The sequence below is a fragment of the Pseudomonas sp. AC355 genome (assembly GCF_979258205.1).
In genome coordinates this window covers 3,464,883-3,485,027 of record NZ_OZ409843.1, presented here as the reverse complement: position 1 = coordinate 3,485,027, position 20,145 = coordinate 3,464,883, and the positions used below count along the sequence as shown (strand labels likewise).

The window sequence follows — 20,145 nt, the reverse complement described above, 5'->3', positions numbered from 1 at the left end:
CACGCTCACGTGCGTAACGAAAAACGCTCGGCGATCTCTTCGACGAGCTCGCTCGGGCCGCTGAGTTTCCACTCGAACCAGTTATCCCACTCCAGCCTCAGCTCATCCAGGCCACGGCGCAGCCTGTAACTGTCGTAATCGATACCCTTGTCGAACGCCATTGGACTGTACTGCGCGACCTGCCGCCAACCCTCGGCCTTGAGGCTTTCGAGCATCCGGTTGCCGACCTCGGTTTCGATATTCTCCAGGGTGACGTGATCTGCCGTGCACACCGGCTGCCGCTCGAGCCACCGCCTTTCCAGCCACTGGCGAAGTCTTCTTATCGCCTTCGTCATATCGACGGCCCCTTACCGAGCCCCTCGGCGAGGTGGTCGATCAGCACCCGCAGCTTGGGCGGCAGGTGGCGAGTCGGGTGGTAGAGAATCCACGCGGTGCCCTGGTAGGAGCCGGTGTAGCGCCACTGGGGCAGCACGCGCACCAGCTCTCCACTGGCCAGTGACGCCGCGGCAGTGAAGTGCGGCAGGCAGGTGATGCCCAGATGCTCGAGCGCAGCGTTCAGGCGTACTTCGCTGTGGTTGCTGGCGAAGCGGCTGCTCACCGCCACCACGCATTGTTCCGGCCCGTTGCTGAAATGCCAGCGGTGGTCGTCTGCGGTTTCGTCCAGATACAGGCAGGCGTGGCGCACCAGTTCGCTGGGGTGCTGAGGCATGCCGTGGCGCTGCAGATAGGTGGGGCTCGCGCACAGCAGTTGTTGGACATTGCACAGCGGCCGACCGGCCAGGGTGAGCGGCGGCTGATCCGTGATGCTCACCAGCAGGTCGAACTGCTCGCTGATCAGATCCGGGCTGCGGTCGCTGAGGTTGAGGCTGACGTCCACCTCGGGGTAGCGCTGCAGAAAGTCATAGATCAGCGGCGTGACCAGAAAGCGGCCAAAGGCCTTGGGCACGCTCAGCCGGACTCGGCCGCGTGGTTGGCTCATCAGTCGCTCGCCCACATCCAGGGCTGCCTGGGCGGCGTCGAGCATGTCCTTGCAGCGCTCGAACACTTCGCTGCCCGCTTCGCTCAGGCGCAGGCGGCGGGTGGTGCGCTCCAGCAAGCGCACACCGAGGGTCTGCTCGAGGTGGGCGATCTGTCGGCTCACCGCCGACGCTGTACTGCCCTGCTGACGGGCTGCCGCCGTGAAGCTGCCCGCCTCGACGACACGCACGAAGATGGCCAGGTAGGGAAGTAATTGCGGGGTGAGATTCGTGCGCATGGGGAATAGGTGTTGTTCAAGATGGATGGATTATCACGCTGAGGGACGCAATGGACAATGCGCTTCTCGCCGATTTCCAGGAAACACCGCCATGTCCACGCTGATCAGCCGTTCTCCTTCACGCCTGTTGCAGGCCAGCGATCTGCTGCTACTGCTGGTCGCGCTGGTCTGGGGTACCAGTTACGGCGTGGCCAAGCAGGCGCTGGTGTTCTATCCCGTGCTCGGCTTTCTCGCCGTGCGTTTCTGCCTGACCTTTCTGATTCTGCTGCCGCAGTTGCGCGGCGAGGGCCGCCAGGCCTGGGCGCCGGGCATTCCGCTCGGTGGCGTGATGCTGGCCATCTTCCTGTGCGAAACCTATGGCGTGCTGCACACCTCGGCCAGCAACGCAGCGTTTCTGATCAGCCTGTGCGTGGTCATCACGCCCTTCGTCGAGTGGCTGATGTTCGACCGCAGGCCTGATTCGCGCCTGCTGCCCGCGGTTGCGCTGTCGCTGTTCGGCACCTGGCTGCTCAGCGGCGGGGTCGACCTGCAATTCAACCTCGGTGATGGCCTGATGCTGGTAGCGGCGCTGCTGCGCGCCGTACTGGTCTGCCTGACCGGCAAGCTGACTGCCCACACTCAGGTTCCCGCACTGGCGCTGACGGCGGTGCAGACCGGGGTGATCGGTCTCGGCTGTTTGTTACTGGGAGCGATCTTCCTGCCAGGCGGGTTGCCCGCGCTGCCGGTGGAGCCGGCGTTCTGGATCGGCACCCTGTATCTGGTGCTGTTCGCCACGCTGTTCGCGTTCTTCGTGCAGAACTACGCACTGCGCCGCAGCAGCCCCACGCGGGTGTCCCTGTTGATGGGCAGCGAGCCGTTGTTTGGGGCGCTATTCGCGGTGCTGTGGCTCAGTGAGGAACTGAGTGTGCAGGCGTGGATCGGCGGCTTGCTGATCGTGGCGGCGACGCTGTGGACGAGCTTGCTCAGGCGTTGAAGGGCATCGTGGCGATGCCATGGTGGAAGGGTGAAGCGTCTTCCACCCTACGGCTAAAGTCGTGCGTGTATGTGGGAGCGGGCCATGCCCGCGAATTTTCGCGCGCATGGCGCGCTCCCACGGTTAACTGCAATTGCCAGTTTCGTAGCCTGGGTTAGCCGAAGGCGTAACCCGGGACGGTGGCAAGGGTTTCACAAATCCCGGGTATCGCTGTGCTCAGCCCGGGCTACGGGTTGCTGGGGTGCAAATGAATCGCCAGCCATAGCGCGCCTTCGCTGGTACGTTCCACCCGGTGCGGCGTGCCGGCTGCCAGGAACAGGTGATCGCCGGCAGTCAGCTCGATAGCTTCTCCGGCAACCGTCATGCGCGCTTCGCCGCGGGCCAGCAGCACCCATTCATCCTGCTCCTGCACATAGTCCACCGACTCGATACGTGACGAGCTGACGATGCGTTCGATCACCAAGTCGCGATGGCTCAGCAGGGTTTCGAAGCGCTCGCCCTGAGCGGGTGGCTGGCTGTCGTGGAACAGGTTGGCAACAGGCATGTTCGAGGCTCGCAGTCAGGGATCAGCGGCGACCGGGTTTGGGCGTGCCGGCGACCAGTAGATGGTGGTGTTCACGGCAATAGAGCTCTTCGTACCAGCCGTAATGCGGGTCGTTGCAATGGCCATGTTGCACCGCCGGCGGCAGCTGGCTCAGGTCGCTCTTGAAGTCCTGGTGCAGGGCGGCGAACAGCGACTCCGGCTGCGGCCAGCCGGCGCGATGGGGCGCCTGGCCGAGGCTGTTGCCCAAACTCAGCTCGCGCTCGAGGATGGCGGCCAACTCTCGACACAGGCTCATTTCGCAGTCGGCGCCGCGTCGATTTCCTTGGCCAGGCGCTCGACCTGTTCCAATCGCTCGACCTGATCCAGGCGGGCGCCGGGGTTCAGGGACGACCACTCCGGTCGTGCGCGGGCAATGCGCAGCGCGGTCGGTAGCTTGCCCTCGCGCCACTGGCTGTCCTGCAGGGCGTCGAGGCGCACCGCTTCCACCGCCGCATGGCCGCGATTATCGAGGGCCTGCAGCAGGTGCTGCTGGCGTAGCGCGAGCAGGCGCAGCACGGCATCGTCGACGGTCAGCTCACGCTGGCCCTGGAGCTTGCCCTTGAGGCGGGAACCATAATTACGCAGGGTCTGGGCGCCACCGCCGAGCAATGCGCCGGCCAGGGCAGCGGTTCCCAGGGTCAGGCCGCCGACCAGCAGGTCCACGCCGGCCCCGGCTGCGGCACCCGCGGCTGCGCCGCCTCCCAGGCGAATGCCCAATTGCTTGATGGTTTCCGGGTTGAACAGATCGTCGCCCCAGCGGCCGTCCAGCAATGGCAGATCGTCGGCGCGGGCATCTTCGCGGCGGAAGGCATACAGGCGCAGCAAGGCTTCCACGCAGCGTTGTTCGCGCTGGCGAACCTCTTTGCGCAGTTCGCCGATGGCGGTCTTTTCCAGTTCGCTTTCGTTGGCGACGCTGCGCCGGCAGGCGGCGCAGTCGATCAGCAGTTCGGCAATCAGGCGCTTGGCGCTGCGGTGGCGGGCCACCCGCTGGGCCTCGTGGTCGTCGATCAGACGTTGCAGCTGCGGGCGCGACTTCTCGTGCATCAGCGCCAGGCTTTCGTACAGCCGGCGCTCGCCATCGAGCGGCGGCGCCACGCTGTCGAAGCGAACCAGGGCATGCAGCCCCAGGCGTGCCAACGCTTCGCGCCAGTCGTCTTCGCGATGATTGGCGCTGGCCACGAAATTCAGGACGGGCAGCAGTGGCCGGCCGCACATGGCCAGCACGTTCAGCTCGTCCCGGTACTTGGCCAGTACCGGCTCGCGTGCGTCGATCACGTAAAGACCGGCGTCCGATGCCTGTAGCTGGCGCAGCACCTTGGCTTCCTGTTCGAAACGCTGGCGCGCCTCGCTACCTTCCATGAAGCGCGCCAGGCGGGCCGGGCCGTCGAGGCGCTCGCCGGGACGATCCAACTGGTCGAGGTAGTCGAGCAGGGCGATGGCATCTTCCAGGCCGGGTGTGTCGTAGAGTTCCAGCAGCGCTTCGCCGTCCACCGACAGGCGTGCGCCCTCGACGTGGCGAGTGGTGCTGGGGCGATGCGACACCTCGCCGAAACCGATGTCGCGGGTCAGGGTACGCAACAGCGAGGTCTTGCCGACGTTGGTGTGGCCGACCACGGCGAGCTTCAGTGCCTGGCTCATGAGCGTAGCCCTTGGTGCGGGTTGCGTAGGAGCCCGCTTGCGGGCGATGCGAACGTTGAAAACACACCGGTATCGGTTGTGTTCCTGCTCGCCGGCAAGCCGGCTCCTGCAGGGAGGTGATCAGTCATGGCCAGTCTCCAGCCAGGTCAGCGGCGAGCTGCCTTGGTGGGCCAAGTGCAGTTGATCGAGTGCCTTGTGCCAGTCGCCGAGGCGCTCGCTGTCCAGGGTTTCGCCCGGTGGAGGCTGCAGCAGCCAGATGCGCGTGGTGCCGGCGCAGCGTGCCAGTTCGGCGAGCAGTGCCAGGCTGCCGCGATCCGGCGAACGCCGAGGGTCGCAGGCGATGGCCAGGCGAGCGGGCGGAAAGCGCGTGAGCTGGTCTAGTAATTGGCGGCGCTGCTCGCGGCTGTCGATGATCCCGGCGTCGGCCACCGACTTGGGCAGCACCGGTGGCCAGGGACGCCGGTCATCCAGCTCGATAGCCACCAGCAGCGCACCCTGGCTGGCGTCGACGCCGGCGCCGGGCTGCACCTGATAGAGCTGCGCCGGCTCGGCATCGCACACGCCCAGGCGTTCGCTGTTGGGTTGCAGGCGCTCGCGCAGCAGGCCGTAACCGGGCAGGTCGACGTCCAGTTGCAGGTGTGCCACGCCGCTACGCCAGCGCCACAGGCAGATCAGCCCGAGCAGCAGGCGTGGTAGCAGGCCGTAGAGCACGACCACGCCGATCAGCCAGCCGGCCCAGGCATGCCGGGCCGACTCCAGCGGCAGCGGGCTGTCGCCGCTGGCGCGCACGGTGGCGGCATCGGGCACTGGAAAGCCCAGCAGGCCGGGTAGGGCGCCGAGGGCCTGGGTCAGGGCGACGAAGGTATCGCCGCCCAATAGGGTGGTTTCCCAGACGAAGCCGTAACGGCGGGTGGACAGTAGCGCCAGCAGCATCAGCAGCGCGGTGGTCAGCGCCACCAGCCAGAGCCCGTGCACGGCCATGCCGATCAACCAGCGATTGAGACGCTGGCGGCGCAGCAGCAGAACCAGGGCAGGGCCGGTGTGCAGCGCGCTGGAGTCGCGAGCGAGCTTTTCGCTGAGCCACAGCCAGAGGCGCCCGAGCACCGCGCCATGGCCGCCGCCAAACAGCAGGCCGATCAGCCAGCCAAGCAACATCAGCAGGTGCAGGCCGAGCAGGCTACCCAGTGCCCAGAACACGTTAACCGGCGTTTGCCCGTCGCCCAGTGCCGCTACCGCCAGGCCTGCGCCGCTGGCCAAGGCCAGCAGGCCGAGGAGCAGCAGGGCCAGGCGTGCGCCTTGCAGCCAATGGCGTTGCGCCTGCTGCTGGCCATCGCGTTCTGCAAGCAGCAGGGCGCGGTTTTCGATACGCGTAGCCAGGTCACCGCCGGCCACCTGAGCACGGCGGTTGGCTTCGCTGTCCTCGAGCAGCCCGGCATGTTCTTCTCGCAAGCGTACGGCTTCGCAGAGCCATAGGCGTTGCAGCTTGGGTAAGGCCACGCGATCTCCCGGCAGTTGAAATCCACGGGGAGCATAACCGCTGTGAGGCGATTGGCAAAAACTCGCGTTTAACGGGCCTGTTGCTGGCGTAGTCGCACGGCAATATCCGGTTGGTCGATGAACAGGCCGTCGATGCCGGTGGCCAGGAAGGCACGCACCTCCGCGTCGATATCGCCGCGCTCTGCCGGGCTGCTACCCCGCTTCAGCTCTGTGGGTAGGAACTGGTTCTCGGCTCGGAAGGTATAGGGGTGCACCAGCAGCCCGGCGGCATGGGCATCGGCGACGAATCTTGTCGGCTCGCCGAGGCTGCCATCCGGCTGGCGAGGGATGACGTAACTCTTGTCCGGGCCTACGCCATTGGCGTATTCGGCGACTGCCCGCAGCCCGGCACGCGTGGCCATCTGTGCATAAGTCAGCGGATTACCCTGCACGACTTGGTCATGGGGCTGGCCCTTGCCGTACAGCTGCACCAAGCGCAGTGAGCTCAACTGACGCAGTGCTTTCAGGTTGCTCACCTCGAAGGACTGGACGTACACCGGCGCGGCGGCGTCGCGATAGCCATTGCGGGCGAGGGTCTCGACCAGCGGCTTGTCCATGCTCAGGCCAAGTTGGCTGAAGTGCTGGGGATGCTTGGTCTCGATGTAAAGGCCGATCTCACGCCCCTGGCTGACCTGCAACGCCTTCACCAGGTCGATGATTTCCTGCAGGGTCGGGATTTCGAACTGACCATCGAGGCGAGTGTTGCCCGGGCGGATATCGGGGATCCGCTCGATGGCACGCAGGCGCTTGAGTTCGGCCGCGGTGAAGTCTTCGCTGAACCAGCCATCGAGCTCGACGCCATCGATACTGGCCTTGCGCTTGCGGTCGGCGAACTCCGGGTGCCTGGCTACGTCGGTGGTCAGGCCCAGTTCGTTGTCGTGGCGGGCGAAAAGTTGGCCGTCCTTGCTCATCACCAGATCCGGTTCGACGTAGTCAGCACCTTGCAGCACGGCGACCGCATAGGCAGCGAGGGTATGTTCGGGCAGGTAACCGCTGGCGCCACGGTGCGCGATGATCAGCGGTTTGCCGTCGTCGGCGCGTTTGGCGGCGGGTGCCGCCGGGGTTTCTGCGTGCGCCGTGAAGGGCAGGGCGAGCAGGGCGCTGAGCAGTAACAGGCGGGGCTGGCGTAGGGGCATCGGGCATCTCTCCTGAGCGGCATTGGCCGGTGGTTTGCCAACAGCCTGCACTGAAAAAGATGGCGTGGCGATGACAGTGCAGCAAGTCATGCGGCGTGATGCGGCCCTCTGCTATGCTCGCCGCCATGACGACTCGACTCCCTCTCTGCCTGATCGCCGCCCTCGCGGAAAACCGCGTGATCGGCCGCGACAACCAATTGCCCTGGCACCTGCCGGCCGACCTCAAGCACTTCAAGGCCAAGACTCTTGGCAAGCCGATCATCATGGGTCGCAAGACCTGGGATTCTCTCGGCCGTCCGCTGCCAGGGCGGCTCAATCTGGTGGTCAGCCGCCAGTCCGGCCTCAAGCTGGAAGGCGCCGAGGTGTTCGCGACCGTCGCGGCCGCTCATCAACGGGCCGAGGTCTGGGCCCGCGAGCAGGGCGTCGACGAAGTGATGCTGATCGGCGGCGCCCAGCTGTACGAACAGGCGCTGACTATTGCCGACCGCCTGTACCTGACCCGCGTGGCGTTGCAGCCCGAGGGCGACGCCTGGTTCCCGGCGTTCGACGAGGCGCAGTGGCAGCGCACGGAGCACGACGACCAGCCGGCTACCGATGCAGCGCCCGCACACAGTTATGAGACCTGGACTCGCCTCTAGTCCGCCCCTTTATACATTCTGATTCGCCACCCTGATCCGGTGGCGTTTTACCGTGTGCGCCCAGAGAGACAGTAACGCCATGAACCACACCCCTGACGCCGGCGAGCGAGAGACGATTGCCGACTTCTTCGTCCGTCATCCACTCTGGGAGGATGCGCTGGCGCTGATCCTCGGCACCGCCATGGTTGCCCTGGGCATCACCCTCTACAGCCATGCGGGCCTGCTGACTGGCGGAACGGTGGGGCTGGCTTTTCTAATCAAGTACCTGGCCGGCTGGCCGTTTGGCGTGGTGTTCTTCCTGCTCAACGTGCCCTTTTACGTACTGGCTATCTGGCGCATGGGCTGGGCGTTCACCTTGCGTACGATCTGTGCGGTCGGCCTGGTTTCAGTGCTGGCCGAGCTGACGCCGCACTGGATCACTTTCGCGGCGCTAAACGAACTGTATGCCGCACTGTTCGGTGGCTTTGCCATGGGCCTGGGGTTGCTGATGCTGTTCCGTCACCGCGCCAGCCTGGGCGGCGTGAACATTCTCGCGCTGTATCTGCAGGAGCGCTTCGGGTGGCGCGCCGGCGCCGTGCAGATGGGCGTGGACGCTGCCATCGTGCTGGCGTCGATCTTCGTCGTCGCACCGGAGAAGGTCGCGCTGTCGGTACTCGGTGCCGTGGCACTGAACATGGTGCTGGCCATCAATCACCGCGCTGGCCGTTACATGGGCGTGAGCTGACAGGCGACTCGCTGCACTCGGTTGCTCCTGAGCATCGACCCTTGCGCAGGTACCCTCTTGTCGGTCTGCCAACTGCCGCGCGGCGCGATGCCGTTCGCCTATTTTCTGAGGGCGGGCCCTTGCCGTCAGGGGTTGTCGTGGGCGGAAATTGGTGCCGCCATATGTAGTAATAAGATTTAAGGAGTTAATGAGAAGTGATATCGTTTAGGCGTCTGCGTATCACTCAACTCAAAACAACAGGAGACTCCTATGAATCCCCATGCCATGGCGGGCGCTGGCTGTGCCCGACGTCCGCTTCCCTGCGCCCCCAGCCTGCTGGCTGTCGCGATCACCCTGGCTGGCCTCGCGATGCCGCTGATGGCCCACGCGCAACAGGCTGCACAGGGCGATAGTGGCAGCACCGTGGTACTGGAGTCTCAGGACGGCGCCCTCGAACTGGATGCCACCTCGGTTACTAGCAACCAGCTCGGTACCATCACCGAGGAATCCCAGTCCTACACGCCCGGCTCCATCGCCACTGCGACTCGCCTGGTACTGACGCCGCGCGAAACGCCGCAGTCGATCAGCGTGATCACCCGCAAGCACATGGATGATTTCGGGCTCACCAGTATCGATGACGTGATGCGTCATACGCCGGGTGTCAGCATCGTCACCTATGACACCGAGCGTACCGAGTACTACGCCCGTGGTTTTGCCATCGACAACTTCCAGTACGACGGCATTCCGATGTCGCGGGACTCTGCCTACTCGGCAGGCAATACCTTGAGCGATATGGCGATCTATGACCGTATCGAAGTGCTCAAGGGCGCTACCGGCCTGCTGACGGGGAGCGGTGATCCGGGTGCGACCATCAACCTGATTCGCAAGAAACCAACCCACGAATTCTCAGGACATCTCTCCGCTGGCATCGGATCGTGGGACGATTACCGCACCGAGATCGATGTAGGTGGCCCGCTGACCCCTACTGGCAACGTGCGCGGTCGGGCAGTCGCTGCCTACCAGGACAAGCATTCGTTCCAGGACAACTATGAGCGCAAGACCAACGTCTATTACGGCATTCTGGAGTTCGACCTGAGCGAAGACACGCTGCTCAGCGTCGGTGCCGACTATCAGGACAACAAGCCGGAAGGGTCGAGCTGGGGATCGATGCCGATCTTCGATAGCAATGGCAACTTCAACAAGGTTTCTCGCTCTTTCAATCCGGGCACCAACTGGAGTGGCTGGGAGCAATACACCCGCACCGTATTCGCCACGCTGGAGCACAACTTTGCCAATGGCTGGCTGGCCAAGATGCAGCTCAACCATCAGATCAATGGCTATGACGCGACCCTGGGATCTGCCAGTGCGGGTAATCCCAACCCGGCGGACGGCTCTGGTGCTCGCCAGTGGCAGGGCAAGTACGTTGGCGAGACGAAAGCGGATGCGGCCGATGGCTACGTGAGCGGCTCGTACCAATTGTTTGGTCGCGAGCATGAGCTGGTCGTGGGAGGCAGCATCGCGCGCCGCAAGACGGATCGTGATGGCTATGCCTTCTTTGGCCCGGATGTCGATGACTTCTACAACTGGAATGGCGATGTCCCCGAGCCGGATTGGGGAGCGCCGACCAACGACAAGGATACGATTCGTGAGAACGGCCTCTATACGACTTCGCGCTTCAATCTGCAGGATGATCTGAAACTCATCCTCGGTGCGCGCCTGGCCAATTATCGGGGCGAAGACACCAAGAAGAGCGGTGTCGTCGTGCCTTACGCAGGGCTGATCTATGACCTGACGGACACTATCTCGGCCTACACCAGCTACACCACGATCTTCAAACCGCAGAGCAGCCGCGACCGGCAGGATAGAACCCTCGAGCCGCAAGAAGGTGACAACTACGAGATCGGCCTGAAGGGCGAGTTCTACGATGGCCGCCTGAATGCCAGCCTGGCCTACTTCGAAATCCACCAGGACAACCGTCCTGAGGCCGATGGATTCATCAACGGCACGGCAGAGCAGGCTTTCCGCGCCGTTCAGGGTGTGAAGACCAAGGGCTACGAGGCCGAAGTCTCGGGTGAGCTCACGCCGGGTTGGCAGCTGCAGGCCGGGTACTCGCACAAGATCGCTCGTGTCGACGGCGAGAAACTTTCCACCGTCGAACCGGAAGATCAATTCAGCGTTTACACCACCTATAACCTCAAGGGGCAGTTCGAGCCATTGACCGTTGGCGGCGGTGCGCGCTGGCAGAGCAGAAGCTGGGGCTCGGTGTGGAACGCGCCTCGGTCTCGCAATGAGGACTTTGGCCAGAGCGCCTACTGGCTACTGGACGTGATGGCCAAGTATCAGGTAACCGATAACCTGTCCGCGACCCTGAACGTCAACAACCTGTTGGACAAGAAGTACCTGACCATCATGGACTTCTACAGCGTTTACTCCTGGGGCGAGCCGCGCAACGTCATGCTGACCACGCGCTACGACTTCTAAGTCGCCTGCCAGATATGAAAAGGGCCGCTTATGCGGCCCTTTTCATTGGGGGGTGGCCGATGCACGATCACCATACCCTCGACCCGGCGCGAATGCTGCTCTCGATACCGCCCTTCATAAGGGCCGCTACCGTTTTTCCCAATGACCGGAATGGATAATCACGCGATTCCGTAGGAGCCGGCTTGCCGGCGATTAGCGGCCATGGCGCGCATCGCGGGGCGGCCAGCATCGTATCGCCCGCAAGCGGGCTCCTACAGATATGGCGAGTGCACGTGCCCGGTGCCTGGATCAGTGATCGCTCTGCTCGCCCTTCGCCGGGCTTTCCGGCAGGAACCAGTTGAGCAGCAAGGCGCAGATGCCACCGGTAGCCACGCCGGATTCGAGTACGTTGCGCAGCGCCGCAGGCATATGGGCGAGGAACTCCGGTACCTGCGACACGCCAAGGCCGAGGGCCAGGGACACGGCGATGATCAGCAGCGCGCGGCGATCCAGATCGATACCCGCCAGAATGTTGATGCCCGAGGCCGCCACGGCGCCGAACATCACCATAGCCGCACCGCCGAGTACCGGCTCCGGTACCGCCTGGATGACCCCGGCCACTGCCGGGAACAGGCCGAGAATCACCAGCATCAGGGCGATCCACACGCCGATGTGGCGGCTGGCGATACCGGTCAGCTGAATCACGCCGTTGTTCTGGGCGAAGATCGAGCTGGGGAAGGTGTTGAACACGCCCGCCAGCAGCGAATTGACGCCGTTGACCAGCACGCCGCCCTTGATCCGCTGCATCCACAGCGGGCCTTCGACGGGCTGCTTGGACACCTTGCTGGTGGCGGTCACGTCGCCGATGGCCTCCAGCGAGGTCACCAGGTAGATCACCAGCATCGGGATGAACAGGCTCCAGGAAAAGCCGAGGCCGAAGTGCAGGGGCGTTGGCACCTGGAACAGCTCGGCCTGGTGCATGCCGGTGAAATCCAGGCGGCCCAGGTAACCGGCCAGCGCATAGCCGACCAGCAGGGCGATGACGATCGCGCAGCTGCGCATCCACACCACGGGAATGCGGTTGAGCACCACGATCACGGCCAGCACCACGCCGGACAGCATCAGGTTCTCGCCATTGGCGAAGGTGCCATTGGCCATGGCGCCATAGCCACCGCCCATGCTGATCAGGCCGACCTTGATCAGCGTCAGGCCGATCATCAGCACCACGATGCCGGTGACCAGCGGGGTAATCAGTTTCTTCACGAACGGCAGGATGCGCGAGATGCCGATCTCGACGAACGAACCAGCGATCACCACGCCGAAGATCGCCGCCATCACCGCTTCGACCGGCGTACCCTGCTTGACCATCAGCGCGCCACCGGCAATCAGTGGGCCGACGAAGTTGAAGCTGGTGCCCTGCACCACCAGCAGCCCGGCACCCAGCGGGCCAAAGCGACGGCACTGCACGTAGGTGGCGATACCGGAGATCACCAGGCTCATGGACACGATCAGGTTGGTGTCACGGGCCGATACGCCCAGGGCCTGGCAGATCAGCAGGCCGGGTGTGACGATCGGCACGATGATCGCCAGTAGATGCTGCAGTGCGGCAAGGATCGCCACCAGCGGGCGCGGGCGGTCTTCGAGGCCGTAGATCAGTTCGTCACGCTTCGGGTCGGCTGGTTGCATGGTGGTCGCTGCCTGGAAAAAACGGCGGATTCTACGGGTTGGCCGAGGCAATGCCCATGGGGATGGATGACTGCGCCGTCTTGCCACCTGACAATCTTTCGCAGGCGGGGCTGCCTTGCGATGACGCGTTTCGCTTCAGGGCTTCGAGGCATGGCGCATGGCTTGCGCTTCAGGCGCCGTTTCACGCGGTTTAGGGCGCGCGCCGCTCTATCTCGCGGCGCTTCAAACCTGCTCTAAGCTAAGCGTTAAATGTTATTGGTTTTCTATTTCTTATAACCATAAATTCTCCTCCATCAGCGCCGTGGTGGCGCTTCGGCACCTGGGATCAACCGCAGCGGTGCCACTTGCGAGGAGTCGAACGTGAAACGAACCATCAAAGCCCTGCTGCTCGCTGTCGCTGCGGCAACCGCCGTCCCGGCCCACGCCGCCGACATCGTGATCGGTTATCAGACTGGCGTGGATCCATCCAAGGTCGCGCAGGCTGACGGTACCTACGAAAAAGCCATCGGCGAGAAGCTCGACTGGCGTCGTTTCAACTCCGGTGCCGACGTGGTGACGGCCCTGGCTTCCGGTGACGTACAGATCGGCAACCTCGGTTCCAGTCCCCTGGCCGCCGCCACGTCGCGCAAATTGCCGCTGGTGACCTTCCTGGTCGCTGCCGAAATCAATGCTGCCGAGGCGCTGGTCGTACGCAACGGCAGCGGTATCGACAGCCCCGAGCAGCTGGTCGGCAAGACCATCGCCACACCCTTCGTGTCCACCTCCCACTACAGCCTGCTCGGCGCCCTGAAACACTGGAACATCGACACCAGCAAGGTGAAGATCGTCAACCTCAACCCGGCCGAAATCAATGCGGCGTGGAAGCGTGGTGACATCGACGGTGCCTTCGTCTGGTCGCCTGCACTGGGTGAAATCAAACGCAGCGGCAAGGTGCTGACCGATGCGGCTGAGGTCGGTAAATGGGGCGCGCCGACGTTCGAGGTCTGGGTCGCTCGGAAGGATTTCGCCGACAAGCACCCTGAAGTGCTGGCCAAGTTCGCTGGCGTGACCCTCGATGCCTTCGCCGACTACCAGGCCAACGTCGCCACGTGGACGGCCGACTCCGAACAGGCGGGCAAGATCGCCAAGCTGATCGGTGCCAACGCCGCCGACATCCCCGAACTGCTCGCCGGCTCCGCCTACCCGACTGCTCAGCAGCAAGTCAGTACCGACCTGCTGGGTGGCGGTACTGCCAAGGCCATTGCCCGCACCGCTGAGTTCCTCAAGGAACAGAAACGCATTCCCGCTGTGCTGCCTGACTACTCGCCCTACGTAAGTGCTGAGTACGTCCGCCAGGCGCAGTGAAACCAGAGCTACGTTCAAGCCACGTTTCGCCCCTCTCCGGAGGGGCTTTTTTACTTTGAGGAGTCGACCATGAGCCGACTGAGCGCCGAGCGGGTCAGCTTGAGCTTCAAGCGTCGCGGTCATTCGCAGGTCATCTTGGATAATTTCGATCTGCAGATCGAAAAGGGCGAGTCCGTGGTCGTGCTCGGCCCGTCGGGCTGCGGCAAGTCCAGCCTGCTCAACGTGCTGGCAGGCTTTCAGCCACCTGGCAGCGGCCGCGTGCATATCGATGGAAGCACCCTCGAAGGCCCGGGCGGCGATCGCGGTGTGGTGTTTCAGGATGACGCGCTGATGCCCTGGCTCGATGCCCTCGACAACGTTGCCCTGGGGCTGCGCCTGCGTGGCCTGAGCAAAGAGCAACGTCACGCCCGTGCACGTGAGGTGCTCGAGCTGGTCGGTCTGGCCAGCCATGCTCATCATCAGATTTCCGAACTGTCGGGCGGTCAGCGTCAGCGCCTTGGGCTGGCGAGGGCGCTGGCGGTCGATCCGGACTTTCTGCTGCTCGACGAACCCTTCGGTGCCCTCGATGCGCTGACCCGCGAGCGCATGCAGTTGCTGCTGCTCGACGTCTGGAAGCGCACCGGCAAGGGCCTGTTCCTGATCACCCACAGCGTCGACGAGGCGCTGTTTCTCGCCACCGACCTTATCGTGCTGGACGGCCCGCCTGCCCGTGCGGTGATTCGCCGGCAACTGCCGTTCGCTCGCCGTTACATCGCCGGTGAGCCGGTGCGTTCGATCAAGAGCGATCCGGCCTTCGCCGAGCTGCGCCAGGAGCTGCTCGATCTCTTCCTTCAGGAGTCCGCCGACCATGCCTTCTGATGCGCTGAAAAACACCCTGAATGACCGCGACCGCCGTTTCGTGATCCGCTTCGACCGTCGCCGGGCGGCAGCCTTCGGTACCTTGGCGGCGTTGGCGAGCCTGTGGTGGCTGGCAACGCACCTCGGCTGGGTCGACACCATCTTCCTGCCTGCCCCCGAACAACTGCTGGTGGCCCTCAAGGGGCTGCTGCAGGACGGTTATCTGGATGCCACGCTGTGGCAGCACCTGAGTACCAGCCTGGGGCGCGTGCTGGTCGCGCTGTTGGCTGCGGTCGTCACGGCCATTCCGCTGGGAGTCGCCATGGGCTTGAACCCGACGCTCAACGCCGCGCTCGACCCGCTGGTGGAGTTCTATCGACCGATCCCGCCGCTGGCCTACCTGCCGTTGATGGTGATCTGGTTCGGCATCGGCGAGCTGTCCAAGGTGCTGCTCATCTACATGGCGCTGTTCGCGCCGCTGCTGATCGCCACCGTGGGCGGCGTGCGCAGGGTCGACAAGGCACGTATCCAGGCAGTGCGCTGCCTGGGTGCCAGCCGCTTGCAGGTGGTGCGCCACGTGATCCTGCCCAGCGCGCTACCGGACATCCTCACCGGCCTGCGCATCGCCCTGGGTGTCGGTTGGTCGACGCTGGTCGCTGCGGAGCTGATCGCAGCCAACCAGGGCCTGGGCTTCATGGTGCAGTCTGCCGCGCAGTTCCTTGCCACCGACGTGGTGGTGGTCGGCATCCTGTTGATCGCCAGCATCGCCTTGACCATCGAACTCGGTTTGCGCGCGCTGCAAAAGCGCTTTGCCTCCTGGAACTGACTGCTGAACGGGACTGAACAGAGAAAGACCTATGACCATCGTATTCGAACGTATCGGCCAGGCCCTCGGCGCGCGCGTTACCGGTGTCGACCTGAGCCGCCCGCTGGATGCCGAGGCCTACGCGACCTTGCGCCAGGGGCTGCTGGAGCATCAGGTGTTGTTTCTACGTGATCAGTTGCTGACGCCGCGCCAACAGCGCGATGCGGCAGCCATGTTCGGTGATCTGCATATCCACCCGATCTATCCGAAAATCGAAGATCAGCCGGAAATCCTCCTGCTGGATACCGACCTCAACGACCTGCGCGACAACGCCCTGTGGCACTCCGATGTGTCCTTCATCCAGTCGCCGCCGCTGGGCTCGCTGCTCAGTGCGCGGCACGTTCCGGCTCATGGCGGCGACACGCTGTGGGCCAGTTGCTCGGCCGCCTATGAAGGGCTTTCTGCACCGATCCGCCGCCTGCTCAACGGCCTGACCGCCGTGCATGAGCTGACCCTGTCGTTCCCTCTGGAGCGCTTCGGCACGACGCCCGATGCACTGGAAAAATGGAACGCCGCTCGGGCGGCGAATCCGCCGGTCACGCACCCGGTGGTACGCGTGCACCCGGAAACCGGCCGCAAGGGGATTTTCGTCAGCGAGTCCTTCACCACCCGGATCGTTGAGCTGGAGCCGGGCGAAAGCGATGCACTGTTGAAGATGCTCTTCGTACAGATCGCCAAACCGGAGTACAGCGTGCGCTGGCAATGGCGCCAGGGCGACCTGGCCTTCTGGGACAACCGCCTGACCCAGCACTACGCCTGCGACGACTACCGCCCGCAACGGCGCATCATGCACCGTGCGACGATTCTCGGCGATCGGCCTTTCGGGCCTTGAAGTATCTGCAGGCCATAAGCTTCAAGCGGCAGCTCGAGCCGTGGGAGCGGGCCATGACCGCGATTCGTGCGCATGGCGCACTCCCACAGATAACGGTGTAGGGGCGACCCAGGCTTAGAAGCTGTACTTGGCTGAAACCGTGAAATTGCGAGGTGCCCCATAGACGCTTCGACCACCGAAAGGCTGGCTGGCCAGGCCTTCGTAGTAGGTCTTGTCGAGCACATTGTTGACGCTCAGTTGGGTCAGTAAATGCTTGTTGACCTGATAGCTGGCCATCAGATCCACCAAGGTATAGGCATCCTGCTCGACCAGTGACGGCTGGGTGATGCCAGTGGCCGTATTGGTATAGGTTCCGACGTTGTAAGTGCGGTTCTGCCGGTATACCGAACCACCGATTTTCCACCGGCTCAGGTCACCAGGGAGTCGGTAGTAGGTGCTGAGTTTGAACAGGTGTCGGGGCACATCCGTATCGAACAGACGCCCGACATTGCTCGGGTCGCTGTCCTGTTTGTATTTGGCCTGCGTATAGGTGTAACCGGCCGCCACCTCCCAATTGGGCATGAGAGTACCGTTGAGCTCCAGGTCGATACCCTGGCTGCGAACCTTGCCCGATGCTTCATAGCAGGGCATGCCGTTACAGCCGGTATCGCTGACCAGACGGCCCCGGTTTTCCTGATCGATCTGAAACAGTGCTGCGCTGGCATTCAGCGCGCCACCGAAGTATTCCCCCTTGACGCCCATTTCGTAGTTCTTGCCGGTGATGGGTTCGAGCAGGCTCTGGTCGATGGTGATCGACGTCTGCGGTTGAAAGATGTCCGTGTAGCTGATGTATACCGAGTGCTGCGGATTCAGCTCATAGACCAGTCCCCCATAGCGAGTCACTTCGCGTGCAGTGTTGTAGTGGACGCTGGGGTTGTTGCGAATATCCTGATCGTAGGCGTACCAATCCAGACGCCCACCCAGGATCAGCTTGAGTGGATCGGTCAGACTGAGCCGGGTGGTCGCGTACAGGCTCTTCTGCGTGGTTTCGGTAAGCGTGCCGTAGGTATGAGTGACGTTCTCCGGCTTGGGTCTCGCGCCTGAATCCCAGTTGCCGAGGTCGGCAATGCCGAAGTTGGGCGCGTAACCGCCGCTGGTTTCCTTGCTCGACTCGCGATAGCTGCCGCCCAGTACCAGTTCATGCTCGCGCCCCAACGCCTTGAATGGGCCGCTCAGGTAGCCGTCATAACTGGTCTGATCGTAGGTGGAGCTCTGCTGAACGGTGCGCTGTTGCCAGGTATTGCCGGTGGGCCGTACGAAAGAGGCGAGGATGTCCGATGTCGTCCAGTTCTTCACCGCCGCCAGGCGCAGGTTCCAATCGTTATCGAAGCGATGCTCGATTTCGGCGAAAACACCTTTGGTGTCCTTGTCCCAGTACTCCCAGTCGTTGCCGAAGTAGGTGGAACGGGACAAACCCAGGTCGCCACCATCCGGGCCGACCGGGATGCCGCCCCAGGTGGTGTTGTTATTGTCGTTCTGAAACGAGCCGCCCAGGGTCAGAAGCGTGCGATCGCTCAGGTCGAGCTCGGTAATGCCGTAGAGCAGGCCCAGCTCGCTGGACTCGACGTCACGGAAGCTGTCCTTGTCGTTGTAGCTGGCGACCATACGCCCGCGCACCGAGCCGCTATCGTTGAGTGCGCTGGAGGCGTCCAGCTCGCTGCGATAGTTGTCCCAGCTACCGGCACTGCCGGATAGGCTGACTTTGGTGTCGCGGGTGGGCCGTTTGCGCACCATGTTGATCGCCGCCGAGGGTGTGCCGGCGCCCTGCATCAGGCCAGTGGCGCCGCGCACGATTTCCACCCGGTCGTACATGGCCAGATCCGGCGATGGCACGAAGTCGCCGTCATAGGATGTGGGCAGGCCGTCGTACATCAGGTTCTCGACCTGAAACCCACGTGAGTAGATCAGTGGGCGCACGGCACTGAACTTCTGCACGGTGACGCCCGGGGTGGATTTCAGCGCATCCTCGAGGGTGATCATGTTCTGATCGTCCATACGCTGGCGAGTGACCACGGTGACCGACTGCGGGGTTTCTCGGGTGGTCAGCGCCAGCTTGGTCGCCGTGCGCATGGCACCCGTGGTGTAGGAGCCGCTACTCTCGGTGGTTTCGCCCAGGCCGCTGGCGTTGATACTGGTCGCGCCCAGCTCCAGTGCATCGCTGTTATCGACTGTTTTTCCCAATACATAACTGCCGCCGGCATTGCTTGCTTGCAAGCCGCTGCCCGCAAGCAGCGTGGCAAATCCCGCCTCCACCGAATAGGCACCCTGCAGCCCCTTGGACTGAAGGCCATTGGTTTGCGCGGCATCGAACGACAGGGCCACACCGGCCTGGCTGGCGAAGCGGCTGAGCACTTCGGTGAGCGAGCCGGCGCCGATGTTGTACTGCCGGACGCTGGCGCTGCTGCCCGCTTGAGCCGGCTCAGCGGCATAGGCAACAGGTACGGCGAAGGCGGCGCTGCTCAGCAGGGCAGCCTGCAGATGCACAGCCAGGCGGTTGCGGATCAATGGATGCAGCATGGTGTCTCCCCGATTGGTGTGGCCAATCGGGCCACTGATGCAGCGAAAGCCGAATGGGGAATGGGAAAAGTGCAACGGGCGCAAAAATATTCTCAATTGATCGCTCCCACCCGCCGCGTGCCGGCCGCCCTACGAAAAGCGTGTCACTTGCCTAGCTGCGCGGCCTCACCGTTACCCAATAACGAGTGCGGCGTTGTACCTGTACGGGGAAGCTTCGTTCCAATGCGCTGAGTGCGCGGTCGGTGTCGTCGATGGGGAAGGCGCCGGAGACTTTCAGGTTGGCGAGGCGCGGGTCGCAATTCAGCCAGCCTGCGCGGTAACGGCTCAGCTCGTCGAGCAGTTCGCCGAGCGGCTGGTCGATGGCGATCAGGCTGCCCTGTTGCCAGGCTGCAGTGCTGGCGTCAGTGGCGTGTGGTGCTTCGATGCCGTTGCCGGTAAAACGGCTGCGCTGGCCTGCCTCCAGGCGCAGTGGCTGGGCCATGCCGGGTACGCAGACCTCCACTGCCTTTTCCAGCACGGCCACTTCACTATGCTGGCTCTCACTGCGCACGGTGAAGCGCGTACCCAGGGCGCGCACCCGGCCATGGGCAGTGATGACGCTGAAAGGCCGGCCCTGAGGATCGGGCGCGGTGCTGACTATCAGCTCGCCAGCGAGTAGTTGCAGCACGCGCTGCTGGTCGTCGAAATGCAGCTGCACGGCGCTGTTGGTGTTGAGCTGCAGCTGGCTGCCGTCGGCGAGGGTGAAGGTACGCCGTTCGCCAATGCCGGTTCGATAATCCGCCAGCACCCGCTGGCCCATATCGCTACGCCAGCCCAGGGCAGCAAGGCTGCCTGCCGATGCCAGCAGCACCACGCCGCGCAACACCTGACGCCGAGAGTGGCCTGCTGTACGCAGTGTGCTGGCGGCGAGTTGCCCGGGCACCTGTGCCATCTGCTGGCGCACTGCCTCGATACGCTGCCAGGCCTGATTATTGAGCGGGTCGGCGCTCAGCCAGTGTTGCCAGGCGAGGCGCTCCTGCTCGCTGACGGTTTCGCCAGTCAGGCGCACGTACCACTGTGACGCCGTACGAATCGCTTCGCGCTCGCTGGCGCCCTGGTTCAGC

Annotated in this window: 18 protein-coding genes; 8 read left to right on the top strand and 10 right to left on the bottom strand. The window is 63.8% G+C overall.

Annotated features, from left to right (window positions below; all coding sequences use genetic code 11):
* Positions 1 to 5: 5 nt before the first annotated feature.
* Complete coding sequence (locus tag ACZ0AI_RS16445) at positions 6 to 335, bottom strand: hypothetical protein (RefSeq protein WP_463562792.1); 330 nt, start codon at positions 333 to 335, stop codon at positions 6 to 8.
* Positions 332 to 1,255, bottom strand: coding sequence for a LysR family transcriptional regulator (locus tag ACZ0AI_RS16440; protein ID WP_463562791.1), 924 nt, complete (start codon positions 1,253 to 1,255; stop codon positions 332 to 334). Before ACZ0AI_RS16440 ends, ACZ0AI_RS16445 begins: the two co-directional genes overlap by 4 nt.
* Before the next feature lie 91 nt (positions 1,256 to 1,346).
* Here ACZ0AI_RS16440 and ACZ0AI_RS16435 point away from each other — a divergent pair, with 91 nt between their 5' ends.
* Entirely contained in the window at positions 1,347 to 2,228 is an 882-nt protein-coding gene (locus tag ACZ0AI_RS16435; protein ID WP_225837258.1) for a DMT family transporter, read from the top strand.
* 226 nt (positions 2,229 to 2,454) lie between these two features.
* Here ACZ0AI_RS16435 and ACZ0AI_RS16430 read toward each other — a convergent pair whose 3' ends face one another.
* The 5 genes from ACZ0AI_RS16430 to ACZ0AI_RS16410 form a co-directional block, all read right to left on the bottom strand.
* Positions 2,455 to 2,772, bottom strand: a complete 318-nt coding sequence (locus ACZ0AI_RS16430; protein ID WP_463562790.1) for a cupin domain-containing protein — start codon at positions 2,770 to 2,772, stop codon at positions 2,455 to 2,457.
* 22 nt (positions 2,773 to 2,794) lie between these two features.
* Positions 2,795 to 3,067 carry a hypothetical protein gene (locus ACZ0AI_RS16425; protein ID WP_225837262.1) on the bottom strand — a complete coding sequence of 91 codons (273 nt, stop codon included), beginning with the start codon at positions 3,065 to 3,067 and terminating at the stop codon, positions 2,795 to 2,797.
* Complete coding sequence (locus tag ACZ0AI_RS16420; RefSeq protein ID WP_463562789.1) at positions 3,064 to 4,449, bottom strand: GTPase/DUF3482 domain-containing protein; 1,386 nt, start codon at positions 4,447 to 4,449, stop codon at positions 3,064 to 3,066. The genes ACZ0AI_RS16425 and ACZ0AI_RS16420 overlap by 4 nt, the downstream gene beginning before the upstream one ends.
* A gap of 120 nt (positions 4,450 to 4,569) precedes the next feature.
* Positions 4,570 to 5,946, bottom strand: a complete 1,377-nt coding sequence (locus ACZ0AI_RS16415; protein ID WP_463562788.1) for a DUF2868 domain-containing protein — start codon at positions 5,944 to 5,946, stop codon at positions 4,570 to 4,572.
* A 68-nt stretch (positions 5,947 to 6,014) separates the two neighbouring features.
* A complete protein-coding gene (locus ACZ0AI_RS16410; protein WP_463562787.1) occupies positions 6,015 to 7,121 on the bottom strand; it encodes a glycerophosphodiester phosphodiesterase in 1,107 nt (368 codons plus the stop codon).
* A 98-nt stretch (positions 7,122 to 7,219) separates the two neighbouring features.
* Between ACZ0AI_RS16410 and ACZ0AI_RS16405 the strand changes: the two genes are divergently transcribed.
* From ACZ0AI_RS16405 to ACZ0AI_RS16395, 3 genes are all read left to right on the top strand, one after another.
* Positions 7,220 to 7,759, top strand: coding sequence for a dihydrofolate reductase (locus ACZ0AI_RS16405; protein WP_463562786.1), 540 nt, complete (start codon positions 7,220 to 7,222; stop codon positions 7,757 to 7,759).
* Positions 7,760 to 7,838: 79 nt separating this feature from the next.
* Positions 7,839 to 8,483 carry a YitT family protein gene (locus tag ACZ0AI_RS16400; RefSeq protein WP_463562785.1) on the top strand — a complete coding sequence of 215 codons (645 nt, stop codon included), beginning with the start codon at positions 7,839 to 7,841 and terminating at the stop codon, positions 8,481 to 8,483.
* Between the two features lie 348 nt (positions 8,484 to 8,831).
* Positions 8,832 to 10,943 (top strand): TonB-dependent siderophore receptor, encoded by a 2,112-nt coding sequence (locus ACZ0AI_RS16395; protein WP_463565956.1) that lies wholly within the window; start codon positions 8,832 to 8,834, stop codon positions 10,941 to 10,943.
* A 288-nt stretch (positions 10,944 to 11,231) separates the two neighbouring features.
* On the opposite strand, the gene ACZ0AI_RS16390 is transcribed toward ACZ0AI_RS16395, so the two are convergent.
* The gene (locus ACZ0AI_RS16390) at positions 11,232 to 12,608 is read right to left on the bottom strand and encodes a uracil-xanthine permease family protein (protein WP_463562784.1); all 1,377 of its coding nucleotides are present in this window, start codon (positions 12,606 to 12,608) and stop codon (positions 11,232 to 11,234) included.
* Positions 12,609 to 12,968: 360 nt separating this feature from the next.
* Between ACZ0AI_RS16390 and tauA the strand changes: the two genes are divergently transcribed.
* From tauA to tauD, 4 genes are all read left to right on the top strand, one after another.
* The gene (gene tauA / locus ACZ0AI_RS16385; protein WP_463562783.1) at positions 12,969 to 13,952 is read left to right on the top strand and encodes a taurine ABC transporter substrate-binding protein; all 984 of its coding nucleotides are present in this window, start codon (positions 12,969 to 12,971) and stop codon (positions 13,950 to 13,952) included.
* Between the two features lie 69 nt (positions 13,953 to 14,021).
* Positions 14,022 to 14,810 carry a taurine ABC transporter ATP-binding protein gene (locus ACZ0AI_RS16380; protein WP_463562782.1) on the top strand — a complete coding sequence of 263 codons (789 nt, stop codon included), beginning with the start codon at positions 14,022 to 14,024 and terminating at the stop codon, positions 14,808 to 14,810.
* Positions 14,800 to 15,615 (top strand): taurine ABC transporter permease TauC, encoded by an 816-nt coding sequence (gene tauC / locus ACZ0AI_RS16375; RefSeq protein ID WP_463562781.1) that lies wholly within the window; start codon positions 14,800 to 14,802, stop codon positions 15,613 to 15,615. The genes ACZ0AI_RS16380 and tauC overlap by 11 nt, the downstream gene beginning before the upstream one ends.
* Before the next feature lie 31 nt (positions 15,616 to 15,646).
* Positions 15,647 to 16,486, top strand: a complete 840-nt coding sequence (tauD, locus tag ACZ0AI_RS16370) for a taurine dioxygenase (RefSeq protein WP_463562780.1) — start codon at positions 15,647 to 15,649, stop codon at positions 16,484 to 16,486.
* A gap of 114 nt (positions 16,487 to 16,600) precedes the next feature.
* On the opposite strand, the gene ACZ0AI_RS16365 is transcribed toward tauD, so the two are convergent.
* On the bottom strand, positions 16,601 to 19,042 hold the full coding sequence (locus ACZ0AI_RS16365) for a TonB-dependent siderophore receptor (RefSeq protein WP_463562779.1): 2,442 nt from the start codon (positions 19,040 to 19,042) through the stop codon (positions 16,601 to 16,603).
* A gap of 151 nt (positions 19,043 to 19,193) precedes the next feature.
* A complete protein-coding gene (locus ACZ0AI_RS16360; protein ID WP_463565955.1) occupies positions 19,194 to 20,144 on the bottom strand; it encodes a FecR domain-containing protein in 951 nt (316 codons plus the stop codon).
* Position 20,145 lies beyond the last annotated feature (1 nt).